General features: G+C 67.0%; 9 protein-coding genes. All 9 read right to left on the minus strand.

Going from position 1 to position 15,360, the window contains the following annotated elements; all coding sequences use genetic code 11:
* Positions 1-5: 5 nt before the first annotated feature.
* The 9 genes from ACW5CM_RS06690 to ACW5CM_RS06730 are packed head-to-tail and all read right to left on the minus strand — an operon-like array spanning position 6 to position 15,345.
* Positions 6-4,565 (minus strand): type VII secretion EssC family protein, encoded by a 4,560-nt coding sequence (locus ACW5CM_RS06690; protein WP_457124559.1) that lies wholly within the window; start codon positions 4,563-4,565, stop codon positions 6-8.
* A complete protein-coding gene (locus ACW5CM_RS06695; protein WP_457124560.1) occupies positions 4,562-5,812 on the minus strand; it encodes an RDD family protein in 1,251 nt (416 codons plus the stop codon). Before ACW5CM_RS06695 ends, ACW5CM_RS06690 begins: the two co-directional genes overlap by 4 nt.
* Positions 5,809-7,443 carry a serine/threonine-protein kinase gene (locus tag ACW5CM_RS06700; protein ID WP_457124561.1) on the minus strand — a complete coding sequence of 545 codons (1,635 nt, stop codon included), beginning with the start codon at positions 7,441-7,443 and terminating at the stop codon, positions 5,809-5,811. The genes ACW5CM_RS06695 and ACW5CM_RS06700 overlap by 4 nt, the downstream gene beginning before the upstream one ends.
* Positions 7,440-8,708, minus strand: a complete 1,269-nt coding sequence (locus ACW5CM_RS06705; protein ID WP_457124562.1) for an FHA domain-containing protein — start codon at positions 8,706-8,708, stop codon at positions 7,440-7,442. The genes ACW5CM_RS06700 and ACW5CM_RS06705 overlap by 4 nt, the downstream gene beginning before the upstream one ends.
* Positions 8,708-9,520, minus strand: a complete 813-nt coding sequence (locus ACW5CM_RS06710) for a PP2C family protein-serine/threonine phosphatase (RefSeq protein ID WP_457124563.1) — start codon at positions 9,518-9,520, stop codon at positions 8,708-8,710. The genes ACW5CM_RS06705 and ACW5CM_RS06710 overlap by 1 nt, the downstream gene beginning before the upstream one ends.
* Positions 9,517-10,734, minus strand: a complete 1,218-nt coding sequence (locus ACW5CM_RS06715) for an RDD family protein (RefSeq protein WP_457124564.1) — start codon at positions 10,732-10,734, stop codon at positions 9,517-9,519. Before ACW5CM_RS06715 ends, ACW5CM_RS06710 begins: the two co-directional genes overlap by 4 nt.
* The gene (locus ACW5CM_RS06720) at positions 10,731-13,115 is read right to left on the minus strand and encodes a transglutaminase TgpA family protein (protein WP_457124565.1); all 2,385 of its coding nucleotides are present in this window, start codon (positions 13,113-13,115) and stop codon (positions 10,731-10,733) included. The genes ACW5CM_RS06715 and ACW5CM_RS06720 overlap by 4 nt, the downstream gene beginning before the upstream one ends.
* Positions 13,112-14,374: a DUF58 domain-containing protein gene (locus ACW5CM_RS06725; RefSeq protein WP_457124566.1), complete on the minus strand. Its 1,263-nt coding sequence runs from the start codon at positions 14,372-14,374 to the stop codon at positions 13,112-13,114. Before ACW5CM_RS06725 ends, ACW5CM_RS06720 begins: the two co-directional genes overlap by 4 nt.
* Positions 14,374-15,345: an AAA family ATPase gene (locus ACW5CM_RS06730; protein WP_457124567.1), complete on the minus strand. Its 972-nt coding sequence runs from the start codon at positions 15,343-15,345 to the stop codon at positions 14,374-14,376. Before ACW5CM_RS06730 ends, ACW5CM_RS06725 begins: the two co-directional genes overlap by 1 nt.
* Positions 15,346-15,360: the final 15 nt, after the last annotated feature.

The raw sequence follows: 15,360 nt of genomic DNA on the forward strand, positions 1-15,360 counted from the left end.
ACTAGTTAACGATTACGATCTCGCAAACGGGGAGCGGTACCCATGGAACTTGTCCCCATCGCGGCATCCGCGACGAATGGCATCTGCATGGTGGTCATCCGTCCCGCCTGCACGAAGATGCCTCGACCGGCCGGGAACTCCGAGCGCTTGACTCTCCCGAACGGCGTCTTGAAGATCGACTCGCCATCGTAGGTGTCTGGTTTGAGGACGATGCCCTGCCGTCCCGCCTTCCATTCGCCGAGCACGCCGATGCCACCGCTGGCGCGGCTGATCTCGGCGTCACCGATCAGCAGATGATCGCTGTTGTTTATCGCCTGAAGCATCGTGCGCATCGGCCGGTCTGCCGGTCCATCCGCGACGTGCGGCATGTCCTCGATGACGACCATGATGCGCCCCTCGTCCGAGTCCGCGGTGATGAGCTCTGTCAGCTCTGTTGCCAGGTCCTTCTCGTCCTCGGGACGAATGGCGCTACGCACCCACGGTCGGAAGTCCTTCAGCTGCGAGCGTCGACTGCCGAAGTGGTACATCCGCACGTTCGGATCGAACCGCTCCATCGCCACCACCAGTGCCTTCAGCGCGTTCGTCCGGCCGGATGACGGCGGACCTGCGACAACGAAGGAACCGACTGGTTCGAATCCGCGCGGCGCGAGCGTGTCGTCTGCGACGCCGAACACCGGCATCCCATCCACCATCGCCGGCATATCGGCGACCGGAACCATTGTCGGCAGCGCCCCGACCTCGGGAAGGTCGCGCACGCCCCGCTCGCGCAGACTCTCGGACAGAGCAGCCAGCGCCTTCGTCTGCTCGACCACGTTGGTCGTGCCGCCGAGAACGGCGATCTGCGCCTCGTGACCGTCGATGATCGCGCGTCCAGGCGCAGATTGCTCATCGAGGATGTCTCGCGGAGCGTTCAACAGCATGTACTGGCTGGGGTCACCCAGACGCAGCACCACCCGGCGCGAGATGTTCGACGCGACGGCGCTGGGCACCGCGGTTCCGCGGTCGGCCGTCAGCACGATGTGCACACCGAGCGTGCGTCCCTCGCCGAGGATCCGCATGAACGTACGGTAGAACGGGCCGCGCCCCGGGGCGTACTCCCAGTCCTTCTTGAACTCGGGATAGTTATCGATGAGCAGCAGAATGCGCGGCATGTTCGGGTCGGCGATCTCGCGATATTCCTGAACGGATGCCGCGCTGGCCGATGAGAACGCAGCTGAGCGGCGATCCAACTCCCGATCAAGCGTGCGCAGCAGTCGCTGAATCCGCTCGACATCGGTGCCGTCGACGACCGAGCCGACGTGCGGAAGCGCGGCCAGCGCCCCCAGCGCCCCCGCGGCGAAGTCGAGGCAGTACACCTGGACGCGCCCGCGATCCGGATGCATACCCGCCGCAGTGGCGATCGTCTTCAACAGCGTGGATTTTCCCGAGCCGGACGTTCCGTACACCACCATCGATCCGTCTCGGTCGGGTACGAACACCGCTGCCTCCTGCAGCTGCTTCTCCGGCACGTCCATCTGAGCGATCGGGATGCGCGTATCGCCGTCGTTGGGAAGATCGTGCAGGTCGACCACCGTCGCGAGATCATCGAGCCAGGGACGACGCGGCCGGATGAGCCCTGCGACCTCGCTCGCGCTGACGAGCGTCGACACGATCCGCTTCTGGTCGTTCGGGCCCAGGTCCTCCTCGTGCGTCTCCGCGTCCGCGGAGCGTTCGGCTTCCCACTCCGCGCTGGATCCGAATCGCAGCTCCGCAACGCGCACGTCGGCCGCCGCGGTCTCGTCCTCACCGGTCCACCCTCCCGCGTACGCGGATTGGAACGGAACCAGTCGGCCAGGGCCGGTCTTCGCGATCGCACGGCCGGGAATCGATGCCGAGAATGTTGCCGCCACGGGATCGTCGACGACATCTCGGGAGTCGGCCTCATCGGCCATGCGCAGTGCGATGCGCAGGTTCGTGTTCGCCCGCAGGTTGTCTTTGATAACGCCGGCAGGGCGCTGGGTCGCCATGATGAGGTGGATGCCGAGGGAGCGACCGCGCTGCGCGATGTCCACGACGCCATCGACGAAGTCCGGCATCTCCGAGGCGAGCGCGGCGAATTCGTCGATCACCAGCACGAGTGCCGGCGGGCACTCCGGGTCTTGACGCTTTTCGAGTTCGAGCAGATCCTTGGCCTTTTTGCGGTTCAGGAGATGCTCTCGATGCTGCAGCTCAGCGCGGAGGCTCGTCAGCGCACGGCGCACGAGGTGTGGGCTGAGGTCAGTGACGAGTCCCACGCAGTGCGGCAGGTCCACGCAATCGGCGAACGCCGAGCCGCCCTTGTAGTCGACGAACAGGAACGTCACCCGGTCGGGGCTGTGGGCCGCGGCCATGCCGAGTACCCAGGCCTGCAGGAACTCGCTCTTTCCCGCGCCGGTGGTGCCACCGACCAGGGCGTGCGGCCCGTGGGTGCGCAGATCCAGCGCCATCGCGTCGCTGGGGCCCTGCCCGATGATGGCGCGGAGCGTGCCCGTCTTCTTCAGCCTCGGTCGCGACGCCGGCGATCGATCGACGATCGTGTTGTTCTGACGCCACCGTTCGATCACGACCTGGGGGTCTTCGGCGATCGCGGGGTCGACGAGCTGCAGGAACATCACGGAGCTCGGAATGTCAGAGGCGTCATGCACCACGGTGCTGGCATCCACCACCGGAGCCATGCGACGCGCCAGCATATTCATGTAGGCGTTGGAGACACCTTCAACCTGCACGTGCTCGAAGTGGTCGCCGGTACGCACCAGACCCACCTGCGCGTCTTCGAGGCCGGTGGTGACGTCAATGTAGCTGCGGCAGACGGCCGGGAGCGATTCGACCGTCGGCGAGACGAAAACCGCGTGCACACCGTAGTCGGCACCGCGATCGAGGATATCGGTGAGCCGGCCGCGATCGACGGGCGCGTCATTGCTGACGAAGACGATGACCGATACCGGTGGGGTCTTCTTGTGGTCGGTTGCCGCACGCGCGACATCCGTGCCGTACAGCAGCGGGTTCCAATCATCCTTGAAGGGTCCGCGCGGCTCTCCGCTGTCTCCGCCTCCAGCGCTCGCCCGCTGCACATACTCTTCGAGCGTGCTCAGCAGTGCAGTGCCAGTGGGTGCCGAGTCCGCGAGCGCCACGCCACGGAACGGGCTGCGTTCGCTCGAGGTGTGCGGCATCCATTTGAGCCAGTCCAGCTCAGCGGTCCATGTGGAATCGGCGAAGGCGACGGCGACCAGATCGTTCGGCGCATGCAGCCCAAACAGCTGCACAGCGATTCCCCGCATCGCGTCGGCGGCAAGGCCCTGCGGGCCGGCGATACCGACGGAGCCAGCATCGGCGAGCAGCTCGAACACCGGCACATCGTCGACGAACGAATAGCGCTCCTGCAGGCGTTCGATCCTCTCGATGAACTCGGGCAGGCCCTCGGGAGTCTCGTTTTCAGCGATCGAGTTGCGGGCTGGCAGACGGCAGCTGCCCAGGCGCAGACCGAGGAAGTTCCAGTGCTCGGGACGTCTGGTCCACAGCATCGGTCCCAGGCGCATCGCGTGGTCGAAGACTTCCGCGACCGGCGGGACTTCGGCGTTGCGTGCCTGCTCCTCCTCCGGTTTACCGCGGAAGAAGTCCTCTTCAAGCTGCTCGTATTGCCGCTCGAACAGCAGGAATTCGTGGTTGGAAGCCCGCTTGGACTGCCGCGACTGGTTGATGATATTGCCCAGCGCCATCAGTGGCGTCATACCGATCATGAGCAGAGAACGCGGGTTCTCGTTCAGGATGTAGAGCGCGAGGCCCATGAGGATCGGCGTGATCAGGATGGGCCAGGGGAAGAGCTTGCCGAGTTTCTCGGTGGGCAGCCGAGGCGCTTTGAAGAGCGTTCCCGGGTAGCGCACCTCGACGCGCGGGCTGCGGTTGAACATCAGCCCGCTGCCGCGTTCGATGATCGGTTCTTCGTCGGCGGTTCCGTCGAAGGATCGAGCGAGATGCAGCACCAGTGTCGTTGCACCGATGACGAACGGCTCCCCGTCTTCCAACCGAACGCGCGGCACGGCGACGCCGTCGACGAGCACACCGTTGGCTGAGTTGAGGTCGATGACCTCGATGTGCTGGCCGACCTCGAGTCGGGCATGGCGCTTCGAGACCATCGGGTCCGCGAGCACGACATCCGCCGATGCGTCGCGTCCGACGATCACCTGGCCAGATCCGATCGGGAACTCCTGGCCGGCGAGCGGGCCGGCCGTGGCGCGCAGCACGCCGACGATCTCGCGCTGTCCGGTCGAGACATGGTCGGGTCCGTAGTTGAGGATGGATGCCACGAACCCCGAGCCGATCGGAGCTTCGCCGATCGGAACGTCCGGCTGCAGCGCGACGAACCGCTCCCCGGTCGGAGGTGCGACCGCGAGGGTGAGCACATCACCATCAGCGACCGGAGTCGAACGTGTGGGATCAGCTGCGGCGATATGACGGGCGACATCTCCGGTCGTGGCCGTCGAATCTGTCGTGATCACGATGTCGACCGCGTCAGCGCCCTGCCGGTGCAGTGTCAGCTTCAGCCTCATGACTGTTCCTCGGTTCCGTTCAGAACTACGGCGATGCGATCGCCGAATCGGATTGTGTCGCCGGGCACCGTCACCACGGGAGTTCCCGGCGTGAGTGCGTATTCCACACCGTCGCGGATCAACCCGGAGCCGTTCGTGGAGTAGCAGTCGATGATCTCCAGCCCGATGTCGACGGGGCGCACCAGCAGGTGAGTCTTCGAGATCGACTTGCTGTCATCGGGCAGCGGGATCGGGTGCGCTCCGGGATGCTCCGCGGCATCCGGATTGCGCCCGAGCAGAATCGCGGCCGAAACCGAGATTCTCTCGCCGGTATCGAGACGAAGCGCGAAGCGCGAAGGGTTCGGCACTGCGGAAGCGGGGGCCGGAGCGGGCGTCGGCTGCCGGGCCGGCTGGGGCTGCGGGGCCGGAGCAGGAGTCGGGGCCGGCTGGGGCTGTGCCTGTGGTCCTGGTTCGGGGGTCGTGTGCGTGCGCGCCATCCCGATCACTCCGGCGCTGGTCCGGGTGCCTGGTCGGTACTCCGGCTGCGCAGCCGGGTCCCGCGGGGTAGCGAGGGAGGGAAGCGCGGAGCGCTCCGGGGCGGGTTCGGCTGTGACGACCTTGCGCGCAACGCGCATCCGTTTGTCGTCGTAGGGGTTGAGGCCGCGCCTGACATCCACGAGCCAGACTCCCGTTGCCCTGTCGTGCAGTCCGCGACCACGGCCGTCCGGGTCGAACGTGGGCGAGCCCAAGAACAGGACGGGTCCCAGCAGAGGCACGATGCCGGATGCTCCGACGATCAGGTAGCGCAGCAGTACGGCGCCGATGCCCGGACGCTCGAGAGTTTTCACGTTGATGCTTCGGATGCCGACGATGGACTTGCCGATCGTGAGCCCTCTGCGTCCGTGCAGAGCCAACTGGACGATGCTGAGCGCCAGGGTGATTCCTACCGTCGCTGCTGTCATCACGATAGCGAGCACGAAACTCGGATGGTTGATGAACCCGTAGGGCGAGATTGATCCGGTGGCCAGCTTCAGAAGCAGGGGCACGGCGCCGAGCCACAGCGGCAGCTGTGCGATGGTCCAGAAGCCCACATCGCATACGAAGGCCAGGGCACGGCGTCCGAACGGGGCGCGCAGCAGGCCGAGCGAGGCAGCATAGGCGGGGTCAGGACGTCCTTCGGCGTCGAGCCCCTCAATCTGCTCGGGCTTGTCGTCGATCTCCCAGATCGAGGTGGGAGCTGCCGCCTCGCGTTCACCGGGCATCGTCATTCAACGCACCCCCGCACCGGTTCCGATGCGCGCCCGTCGCTGCGACGAAGCAGTACGTCGATGCACACCTGTCCGGTTGCCGATCCCTCGAACGTCACCGACGTCTCATCCGTGGCCGCGGGTTTGCTGGCACCGGCCAGATCGACCGTGCTCCAGAGGTACGAGTCGCCGTCTTCGGCGGCCGGGTTGGTCCAGGAGAATGTGATCGCCGTGCCGTCTCGGGTACCGGAGAGATCGTCCACGTCGGGGACGGCCGCCGAGATCGGGTCTTGCGGGACGACCTCATCCTGGGTGGCGATCGGCTCGGGCTTCCCGCTGCCGGAGAGCATCGTGATGCCGACGACCGTCGCGCCCACAAGCACGACAGCAGTTGCGGCGAGCGCGACCCACGCCCCCGCGCCCAGTCGCCGCCGAGCAGGTGGCGCTGTGGCGGGTTCGGTAGCCGGGTCGACCGGTGCGTCGGCATCGGGCGAGAGCGTGCGCGGTGGGCGCATGATCGTCGGGTCGTCATCGACGGGCGCAGCCGCCGGGGCGGCAGCGGGAGCCGTCGGGCGCAACACCGTCTCCTCGATCGGAGCGTAATCGGTGGTCTGCGGTGCCGGGTCGAACCGGGGAGAGGGGACGACAGTGCGGGCCGGCTCGGGGGTGGTGAGCGGGCGCGTTGTGGCCGAGGGCCGCGTCGCGCCAGCATCCGGCTCGATGTTGACGATGTCACGCACGCGAGTCAGGCCATCGGCCTCGTCTTCGAGATCTTCGGCGACCGGGTGATCATCGATGATGTCGATCGGAGTCACCGAATGGCTCAGTTCGATCTGCACCTTCTGCAGTGCTCGCGCGAATGCGACGGCGCTGGGGTAGCGCGCATCGGAGTTCTTCGACATGGCTCGCTCGATCGCCTGCTGCAGGCTCGCCGGCGAGTCCGGTCGCGCCAGCGACGGCAGCGGTGCCCGTTCGATGCGCTCGATCAGATCGGCACCGGAGTTGCGCTCTCCTGGCCGCTCGAACGGCGAGCGCCCGGCGAGCAGGGTGTACAGCGTCGCACCCAGCGCGAACACGTCCGAGCGCGGGCCACTCACCGGCGGGTCTGCAAAGAACTCCGGGGGTGACCACGGAATCGACATCCCGGTCGACTCCGATACTGCGCCGGTGGTCGAGGCGATACCGAAGTCCGTCAGCGCCGGACGGTTGTATGCGGTGACGAGGATGTTCGCCGGTTTGATGTCGCGGTGCAGCACTCCCGCGCGGTGCGCAGTCTCAACGGCACCGGCGACCTGGATGCCGACGCGCAGTGCCTCGGCCACCGAGAACGGTTCCTTGCGGGCACGGACCTGCAGATTCGGGCGCGGGCAGTACTCCATCACGAGATAGGGGCGGCCGTCGCCGGCAACCCCGGCCTGATAGATCGTCACGATTGCCGGATGCGTCGACAGCATCGCCATCACGTTCGCCTCATCGGCGAATTCCTGCGCGGCACCGCTGGAGAGCCGATCGGCCAGCAGGACCTTCACCGCGACGCGGCGCTTGGGCATCTGCTGCTCGTAGAGGAAGACGTCCGCGAAGCCTCCCGTGCCGAGCGGTTCCACATAGGTGAAGCCGGGAAGCTCCGGCGGCGGCGAGGGGGGTCTGCTCACGGAAGGTCCTCGAACGTGACCGTCACGCCATCGCCGAGATCGACCACATCGCCGGAGAGCACAAGGGTTTGCTCACCCGGGTGCAGGCGCAGCGGATCGACGCCCGGACGCAGCAGTGTCGATCCGTTCGTGGTGTGCAGGTCGACGACCACGACGGTGTCGCCCTCGGGGCGGATCTCGAGGTGGCTGCGCGAGATGTCCTGCTGCGGGCTCTCCACGGCGACCAAATGCGGCAGATCAGCACCGGATGCACGCGTGGACCGGGGCTTACGACCGATGATCACCGTGCGATCGAGTGTGACCTGCTGGCCCGTAGACACCCGCACACGTCCCTGCGCGCTCGGCACCACGGGAAGCACCGCAGTGGGGGCATCCGGGTCGACGGCCGGTTCGGTCTGGCGGAGCGCGCGAGCCTGAGCCGACGAGATCGTCGCACCGTCGTGATCACCGGCGCCAGGGGCCGGGGGTGCGGGCGGAGCTGGAGGTGCCGGCGGGGCGGACGCTGGCCGCGAGGCGACCGTCTGCCCGAACAGCTGCTCGAACTCATCGATGTCTGACGTGTGGGCCTGCTCGGTAGGCTCGGTCGGCACCAGGGTCGCGCCGTCAACGGCGTCATCGATGGGCTGCGGCGCTGTCTCGGGTGCCGGCTCCGCCGGGGCAGGCGCCTCCTCGACGGCAGGCTCTTCCTCGACGACGGGCTCCTCGAGGGGTCCCTCGGCCGGCTCAGCAGCGGGCTCCTCGACCGGCTCCTCCGAGATAGGCTCCGCGACGACTGCTTCCTCAATCGAAGCGACGGCGGGCGCAGCATCCGGAATCTCAACATCAACCGGCTCGATCTCGGCGCTGGCACGCGCCGCGCGCACGATGCCGCCGATAATCGGAAGGTCGACGCCGGATTCGCTGCCGTTGACGCTCACGGAGATCCGGGCCGCGTTCTCGACAAAGCGTTCGCTCCAGGTGGTGACGTTCGCTCCCGTGAAGCTCTCGGCACCTTGTGGTCCGGTGACCTCCACGGTCACGTCGCCGCGTACCGCGATTCTGGCATCCGGACCTTCCAGCACGACGGCGGCGAACGGTTGCACCGCGGCGAACGACCCTGCCGCATCATCGGTGAGCGTGTCGATCACCGCGGCGAGATCGATCGAGTCCTGCTGCCGTTCCCAGATGCGCGTGACAAGTTCCGTCGAGGCATCCGGAGACAGCGCGATGAGAGCGCCCGGCGCAACCAGCACGTACCACTGGCCTGCTTGGTAGTTCGTCTGCATCAGTCGATCCCTCCTGCGAAGGCCTCGCGAGGCCGAGTGTTCTCATCGATATTGTCGTCGCGCATCTGAACGCCAGGGCGGGATGCGACGGAGACGGCGTCCACGACCACGACGGTGATGTTGTCGCGGCCGCCAGCGCTGACCGCCTCGGCGACAAGTGCCGCGGCAGCAGTCTGCGGGTCGGATTCCACGGTGAGGATCTCACGAATTCGGGCATCCGGCACCTCTGAGGACAGACCGTCAGAGCAGACCAGCATCCGATCCCCCGCCTCAGCCGGGAACAACCAGAAGTCTGCCTCTCCCGCGCTTCCGGCGCCGATAGCCCGGGTGATGATGTTTCGGCGAGTATCGCTGGCCGCCTGCTCGGAGTCGAGCTCTCCCGACTCGATGAGCTCCTGAACGACGGAGTGATCAACGCTGATCTGCTCCAGCTCACCGTCTGCCAGACGGTAGGTTCGGGAGTCTCCGATGTTGAGAGTCAGCCAGTACCCCATTCCGTCAACATCGGCGAGAACCACTCCGCTGAGCGTGGTGCCGGCTCGTCCCATCGCTGAGTCCGACAGCGCCTCTACGGCGTCTCGTGACCGGCTGAGGGCTTCGAGCACATCGTCGAGGACAAGGCTCGAACGCCCGATGTATCGCGAGAACTCAGCGACGACCGCAGCACTGGCCCGCTCCCCCGCTTCGTGTCCGCCCATGCCATCGGCCACGACGAAGATCGGTGCGCTGGCCAGGAGCGCATCCTCGTTCAGCGAGCGACGCAGTCCGGCGTGGGTCCAGGCTCCGGCTGTGACGATCATCGGGGCGCTCATGCGTAGCCGCCGACGGTGACGATGCGATCACCGATCTCGATCGCATCGCCCAGCCGGATCGGGGTCTGCTCGCCCGGCGTGCACGTGATCCGGTGGCCGTCGCGCACGACGACGGTGCCGTTCGTGGAGTGCCGATCCATTATCCATCCGCCGGAGGGTTCGGCCGCCGCCTCGAAATGGGTCTTCGACAGCGAGAGGGTCTCGTCGCGCACCGGCACGACCACAGCGCCGTCCTCCGGCGAGGGGTTGCGTCCGAACAGTGTGCGGCGTGAGACGGTCACGCGGGTTCCGTCATCCCAGGTGAACACGAGACGGTGACCCGGGATGCTGATGCGCGTGTCCTCGATGTCGCCGAGGTCGTCGGCGGGCGCTGGGTGCGCGGGTGCCGGCGGGACCGGTTGCGCGGGTGCTGGCGGGGCCGCCGCCGGTGGGCCGTCCTGCGTGATGCCGGGGACGAACGCGATCAGTGTTTCCTCACCGGTGGCGGGTGACGCCGGCTGTACGAGCGGTGCTGGCGCTGCTGGCGTTGCTGGCGTTGCTGGCGTTGCTGGCTGCGGCGCAACTACCGGTGCCGGTGCAGGTGCCGCCGGCTGCGGCGCAACCACCGGTGCCGGGATGGGACTGGCGAGTCCGGGCGTACCCCGCAGGCCGGGCATAAAAGGAGCGACAGGCGCAGCGGGCGCTGCGGGCGCGGCATTCGGCAGGGGCGGACGCGGCGGGATCGGCATCGCCTCCGTCGGCGGGGCGGGGGTCGCAGCGGTCACGGTGCGGGCATCCATCATCAGCGACTTGGCGACCTTGTCATGCCAGCCCTGGAACCGGCCCGAACTGTCGAACAGCGGCGTGAAGTAGCCGACGATGATCGCTGCGGCGAGGCCGAAGATGATGTTGCGCAGCAGCGTCCGGCCGAAGCCGAGCCGTGAGCCGTCGGTTTCCTGGACCAGGCGCAAACCCTGCGCACGCATCCCGATAGAGCCTGTGCCGCTCTGCATGAACGTGTAGACAATGAACCATCCCAGCAGCACCAGGCTGATCAGCGGCCCGCCGATCGCGAGCACGCCGAGGATCGCCTCGGGGCTGCCTGCCGTGAACATGGCAATGGAGAGGATGATGCTGAGAACGATGCCGATGCCGCCGGCGATCACTGCATCGATGATGTATGCCACGGCACGTCGCGACGTTGGAGCGACGGTGCCAAACGTCAGTTGTGTCATGGTTTCTCACTCTCGGGTGCTACAGGTTCATTGTTCTTGATGGTGCCAGGTTCACGCCGTCTGCGCTCGGATGCCGCATCCTTCAGGCCCTGGACGCCACGCGAAAGCGACGAACCACCCAGCAGTGAGCGCAGGCTCAATCGCGCCTTCATCCGCTTCCAGAAACCGGCCTCGCGGCCCACACCGACGACAATCTCGTCGACTTCCTTCCAGAAGGATTCAACGTCCTCAGCGCTCGGTTCGCGTGGGCCGAAGACCTCAGCATCCGCCCGCTCAGCCAGGGCCGTCACGGTCGGCACCGCGAGTGCGCCAGCCACGAGAGCCGCCTCCTCGCCTCGTGTCGCTCCGGAGTTGAGCCGCGCCCCGTAGTCGACCGCGCGATCGGTGAGCTCGTCCCAGCCGCCGGAAATGCGATCCGCACTGCGCTCGGCGGTTCGTCGGCTGCGCCGCCTCGAAGCCTTCCACGCACCGATGATGATGAAGGGCGAAGCAAGCAGCGCGATGACTCCGAGCGAGATCCCGCCAATAGCGAGGATCAGACCGATGATTCCGGCGACGTCCGTCTTCTCTTCTTCGGATTCGCGATCATCCGGCAGCGTCGGCGGCAGATCGACCGGCTCCTGCGGCGGAGGCGGCGGCTGCAGCACCTGAGGTTTCGGGTCCGCGCGCGGCTTGGTGTTCTGCGCGTTCGGAATCTGGTCCTCGGGCGGTGTGGGATCGAAGGCGAGCCAACCGGCGGCCGCGAAGTTGATCTCCACCCAGGCATGCACGTCATTGCCGCTGGCCGAGAACGCTCCGGTTCCGGAATCTTCCTTCTCGGGGTAGAAGCCGAGGACCACCCGGGCCGGGATTCCGAGCTCGCGGGCGAGCAGCGCCATCGTCACCGCATACTGCTCGTCATCGCCGATCATCTGATCGCCGCCGACCAGGCTCGAGATACGCTCCGCGGTGTGTCCGGATCGGGAGAGCACATCGCCCTCGAGCCCGTGGCTGAAGAAGCCCTCCTCGGAGAGGAACGTCTCCAGCGCCCGGACCTTCTCGATCGGCGTTTCCGCTGCGGCGACGGCTTCGCCGGCGAGGTTTGTGAGCTCCTCCGGAACGGTGCTCTGTGTCGGCAGTGCGACCTTCCCGAACTTGTCATCGGCGAGCTGCGCGTCAGATCGCTCAGCGGGCATGATCGTGTGCACGGTGTAGGTGTCGCCCGCGGTCAGCGGGGACGTCGTCACAGCTGTTCCCGTCGACTGGTTGTAATAGGTGCTGCGGCGAAGAGCATCGGCGCGCTCACCGGTGAAGTCGATCTCAGTGACGGATCCGGCATCGGGAACCCACACGTCGCTGTAATTGTCGATCTCGATCTGCAGCGTCACCGGAATGCCCTCGGCATCGGGCGACATATTTGAACGCAGCTGCGTGAATGCGCTCGAGGAGTGCGGACCACCATCGGTGACGTTGTAGACCATGCCGTCGTACTGGTCCATGGTCGCGATGCGGATGCGAGCGTCTTTGGGCAGGCCCTGCACAGTGAACAGCGTCTTGTTGGCGTCATCGCGCACGTGCTTGCGAAAACTCTGCAGCGGGCTGGGATAGTCGCGCACGTTGAACGGCGGGATGATCACGTCGCGGAAGACGTGGCGGACCTCGGTGGGAGCGGCGACCGCGTTCACGGCGACACCAGCGCCGCTCGCGACGGCGAGCACCGCGGCTCCGGCGATGAGGCGTCGTCGGCGCATCTGACCGGCACGCGCCGGGTCGACCTGGCCGACCGAAACGGCGTCATTGTGCGGCGCCCACAGCTGCCGGACGGCAAGCCAGGCAATTGCCAGCACCGCCAGCAGCAGGCCCTGCGCGACGGGGAACGCCGGCTCAGGTGTGCCCAGCGCGATCGTGAGCACGAGCATGGCTGCCACGGGGAGCAGCGCCCACGCGACGCTCGTCAGGCGCAGCGCGAAGGATGCCGTGCACACGGCGACGACCAGGCACAACAGGAACGGGACGATGAGGTGGCCGTCGGCGGCGCCGACGGGGGCGACCGTGGTCAGCATGTGCTTCCACGAGGTCACCGTTCCCACGGCCAATTTCTGCAGCGTTTCGAGCGTGGGCACGAACCCCAACATCGTCGTATGCGGCAGCGCGAGCGCACCTCCGAACACGAAATACGCCCCGACGACCAGTCCTGCGATGACGAGGATGCTCCACTGGCGCCAGGCGGCCACGGCCGCGATTCCGAGACCGAGCAGTGTGCCGCCGATCGCGGCGCCCAGATAGCTGGGTCCACCGAAGGTCGGCCAGAAACCGACGAAGGCGACGGCGACGAGAAGCGCGCTCGCGCCGAGGTCCAGGACCCAACGACGGAGGGTGATGTCTGAGGCCGGCGCGATCATGCCAGCACCTTCTGCAGGGCGAGGGGAACCTGTGCCAGGTCACCGACGGTGACGACATCCGCTTCCCCGATTCGGCGCAACGACGGCGACGGGGCGCTGGTATCTGCGACCACGGCGATCACACGCGCGCCGAACGGTACGCGTGCGCAGGCAAGACGAAGTTCATCTGTGGAGACCTTGGTTCCGCAGACCAGGACGACGACACTGGCCAGCGGCATCGTCGCCGCGATGATGCCGCCGAGTTCGGCGATGCCGCCCTCACGCGGTTTGCTGGACTCGAGCGCGGAGAGCGAGTCGAGCAGCTGCTTGCCCGTCCCGGCGGAGAGAGCGCGCCCTTGCACGCGCACATCCACCCGCTGCGAGTCGCGGATCGCGCGCAGTCCGATGGACCCGGCCGCCGAGATCGCTAACTCGAAATCGTCATCACTCATATAGTCGCCGGTCGACCGGGAGAGCCCGATCACGAAGTGCGAGCGGCGGGTCTCTTCGAACTGGCGCACCATCATGACGCCGGTGCGCGCGGTGGAACGCCAGTGCACATGGCGCAGGTCATCACCCGGCTGGTACTCGTTGAGCGCGTGGAAGGACACATCGTCTCGGGAGAGGTCGGCTGCCGGCAGACCTTCGAGGTCGCGCAGGTACCCGAGCGACTGCCCGCCGAAAAGGACCGTGCGCGGATGCACGAAGAGGTCGACCGGCTCGTCGCGCGGGTGCGCGCGCTCGAACAGTCCGAGCGGGTCACCACGCACGATGCTGACCGGCCCGACCTGAACCACGGCACGCTTCTGCGTGGGAATGGCAAAGAGCTCTTCTGATTCCTCGCCGGGGGCGAGTCGCTGAATGCCGAACTCACCGCGTCCGGCGCCCACCGGCAGCACGACGCGCGACGGGAGGATGGCGCGGTCGCCGTGGTTGGCGAGGGTGAGCGCGCCGACGGCACGCTCACCGACGACGACCCGAGTGCGGGCGAGGTCGAGCGCGATGTCGTATTCGGTGCGCCCGATCAGGAAGAGCGCGCAGCTGGCGACAGTGAGCGCGACGATGAGGGCGGCGATGACGAGCTCCGACCAGCCGAGCATCTGACCCGTGGTCCACAGGACGATGGCCGCGGCGATCAGCACCCAGGCCAGCGGACGGAACACGGCAGTGATCTTGCGGAGACGCTCCAGCGCGCGCATGCCGAGGACGACCACGACGTCACGCCAACCGGCGTCGTGATCTGTCTGGGCAGGCGAAGCCTGAATCGTCTCCGAGGTCATCAGGCCGCCGTTCGTGCCTGCGGGGCCGACACACTGTCAAGCACCCGTGCGATGACGGTGTCGGGCGTGGTGCCAGCGAATTCGGCTTCGGCGTCCAGCAGCAGGCGGTGCTGCCACGTCGGGCGCGCCAGCAGCTTGATGTCGTCGGGCAGCACGTAGTGGCGGCCCTGCGCTGCAGCCCAGACCTTCGCGAGACGGATCATGGCGATCGCTCCGCGCACGGAGACGCCCAGGCGGATCGCGGCGTCCTGACGTGTGGCCTCGGCAAGTTCGGCCACGTAGCGCAGCACGGCCGGCTCGACGTGCACGGTGGATCCGAGGTCTGCCATGTCGGCGACCGCGTTCGTGGTGATGATGGCGGTGAGCTTCGCCGAGGGGTTGCGATCGGATGCCCCGGCCAGAATGCTCTCGGTGACCGCGAGGTCGGGGTATCCGATGGACGTCTTGATCAGGAAGCGGTCGAGCTGCGCCTCGGGAAGCTTGTAGGTTCCTGCCTGCTCGATCGGGTTCTGCGTCGCGATGACGAGGAACGGCCGCCCGGTCTCGTGGGTCGTGCCGTCGACGGTCACCCGCGATTCCTCCATGACCTCCAGCAGCGCCGACTGCGTTTTCGGTGAGGCACGGTTAATCTCATCGGCCAGGACGATGGATGCGAAGATCGGGCCCTTGTGGAACTCGAATCGGTGCGACTGCTGGTCGTAGATGGTCACACCGGTGACATCGGAGGGCAGCAGATCGGGAGTGAACTGGATGCGACTGCTCGTGCCCTGCACAGTCGCCGCCAGCGCCTTCGCGAGGCTGGTCTTACCCGTTCCCGGCGCGTCCTCAAGCAGCACGTGGCCCTCGGCGAGCATGGCCGCGGCGACCAGCGAGACGATCTCTTTCTTGCCCTGCACCGCCTTATCGATGTTCTCGACGAGGCGTTGGAAGGTGCCCTGGAACCAGGAGGCCTGTTCGGGGGTCATTGTCATGGGTGTTCCATTCTC

The organism is Microbacterium wangyouchuni (genome assembly GCF_054072595.1).

Bases quoted from the DNA above. Each gene is read 5' to 3' on its own strand.
- ACW5CM_RS06690 (WP_457124559.1), bottom strand. From the start codon at position 4,565: ATGAGGCTGAAGCTGACACTGCACCGGCAGGGCGCTGACGCGGTCGAC.
- ACW5CM_RS06695 (WP_457124560.1), bottom strand. From the start codon at position 5,812: ATGACGATGCCCGGTGAACGCGAGGCGGCAGCTCCCACCTCGATCTGG.
- ACW5CM_RS06705 (WP_457124562.1), bottom strand. From the start codon at position 8,708: ATGCAGACGAACTACCAAGCAGGCCAGTGGTACGTGCTGGTTGCGCCG.
- ACW5CM_RS06710 (WP_457124563.1), bottom strand. From the start codon at position 9,520: ATGAGCGCCCCGATGATCGTCACAGCCGGAGCCTGGACCCACGCCGGA.
- ACW5CM_RS06715 (WP_457124564.1), bottom strand. From the start codon at position 10,734: ATGACACAACTGACGTTTGGCACCGTCGCTCCAACGTCGCGACGTGCC.
- ACW5CM_RS06720 (WP_457124565.1), bottom strand. From the start codon at position 13,115: ATGATCGCGCCGGCCTCAGACATCACCCTCCGTCGTTGGGTCCTGGAC.
- ACW5CM_RS06725 (WP_457124566.1), bottom strand. From the start codon at position 14,374: ATGACCTCGGAGACGATTCAGGCTTCGCCTGCCCAGACAGATCACGAC.
- ACW5CM_RS06730 (WP_457124567.1), bottom strand. From the start codon at position 15,345: ATGACAATGACCCCCGAACAGGCCTCCTGGTTCCAGGGCACCTTCCAA.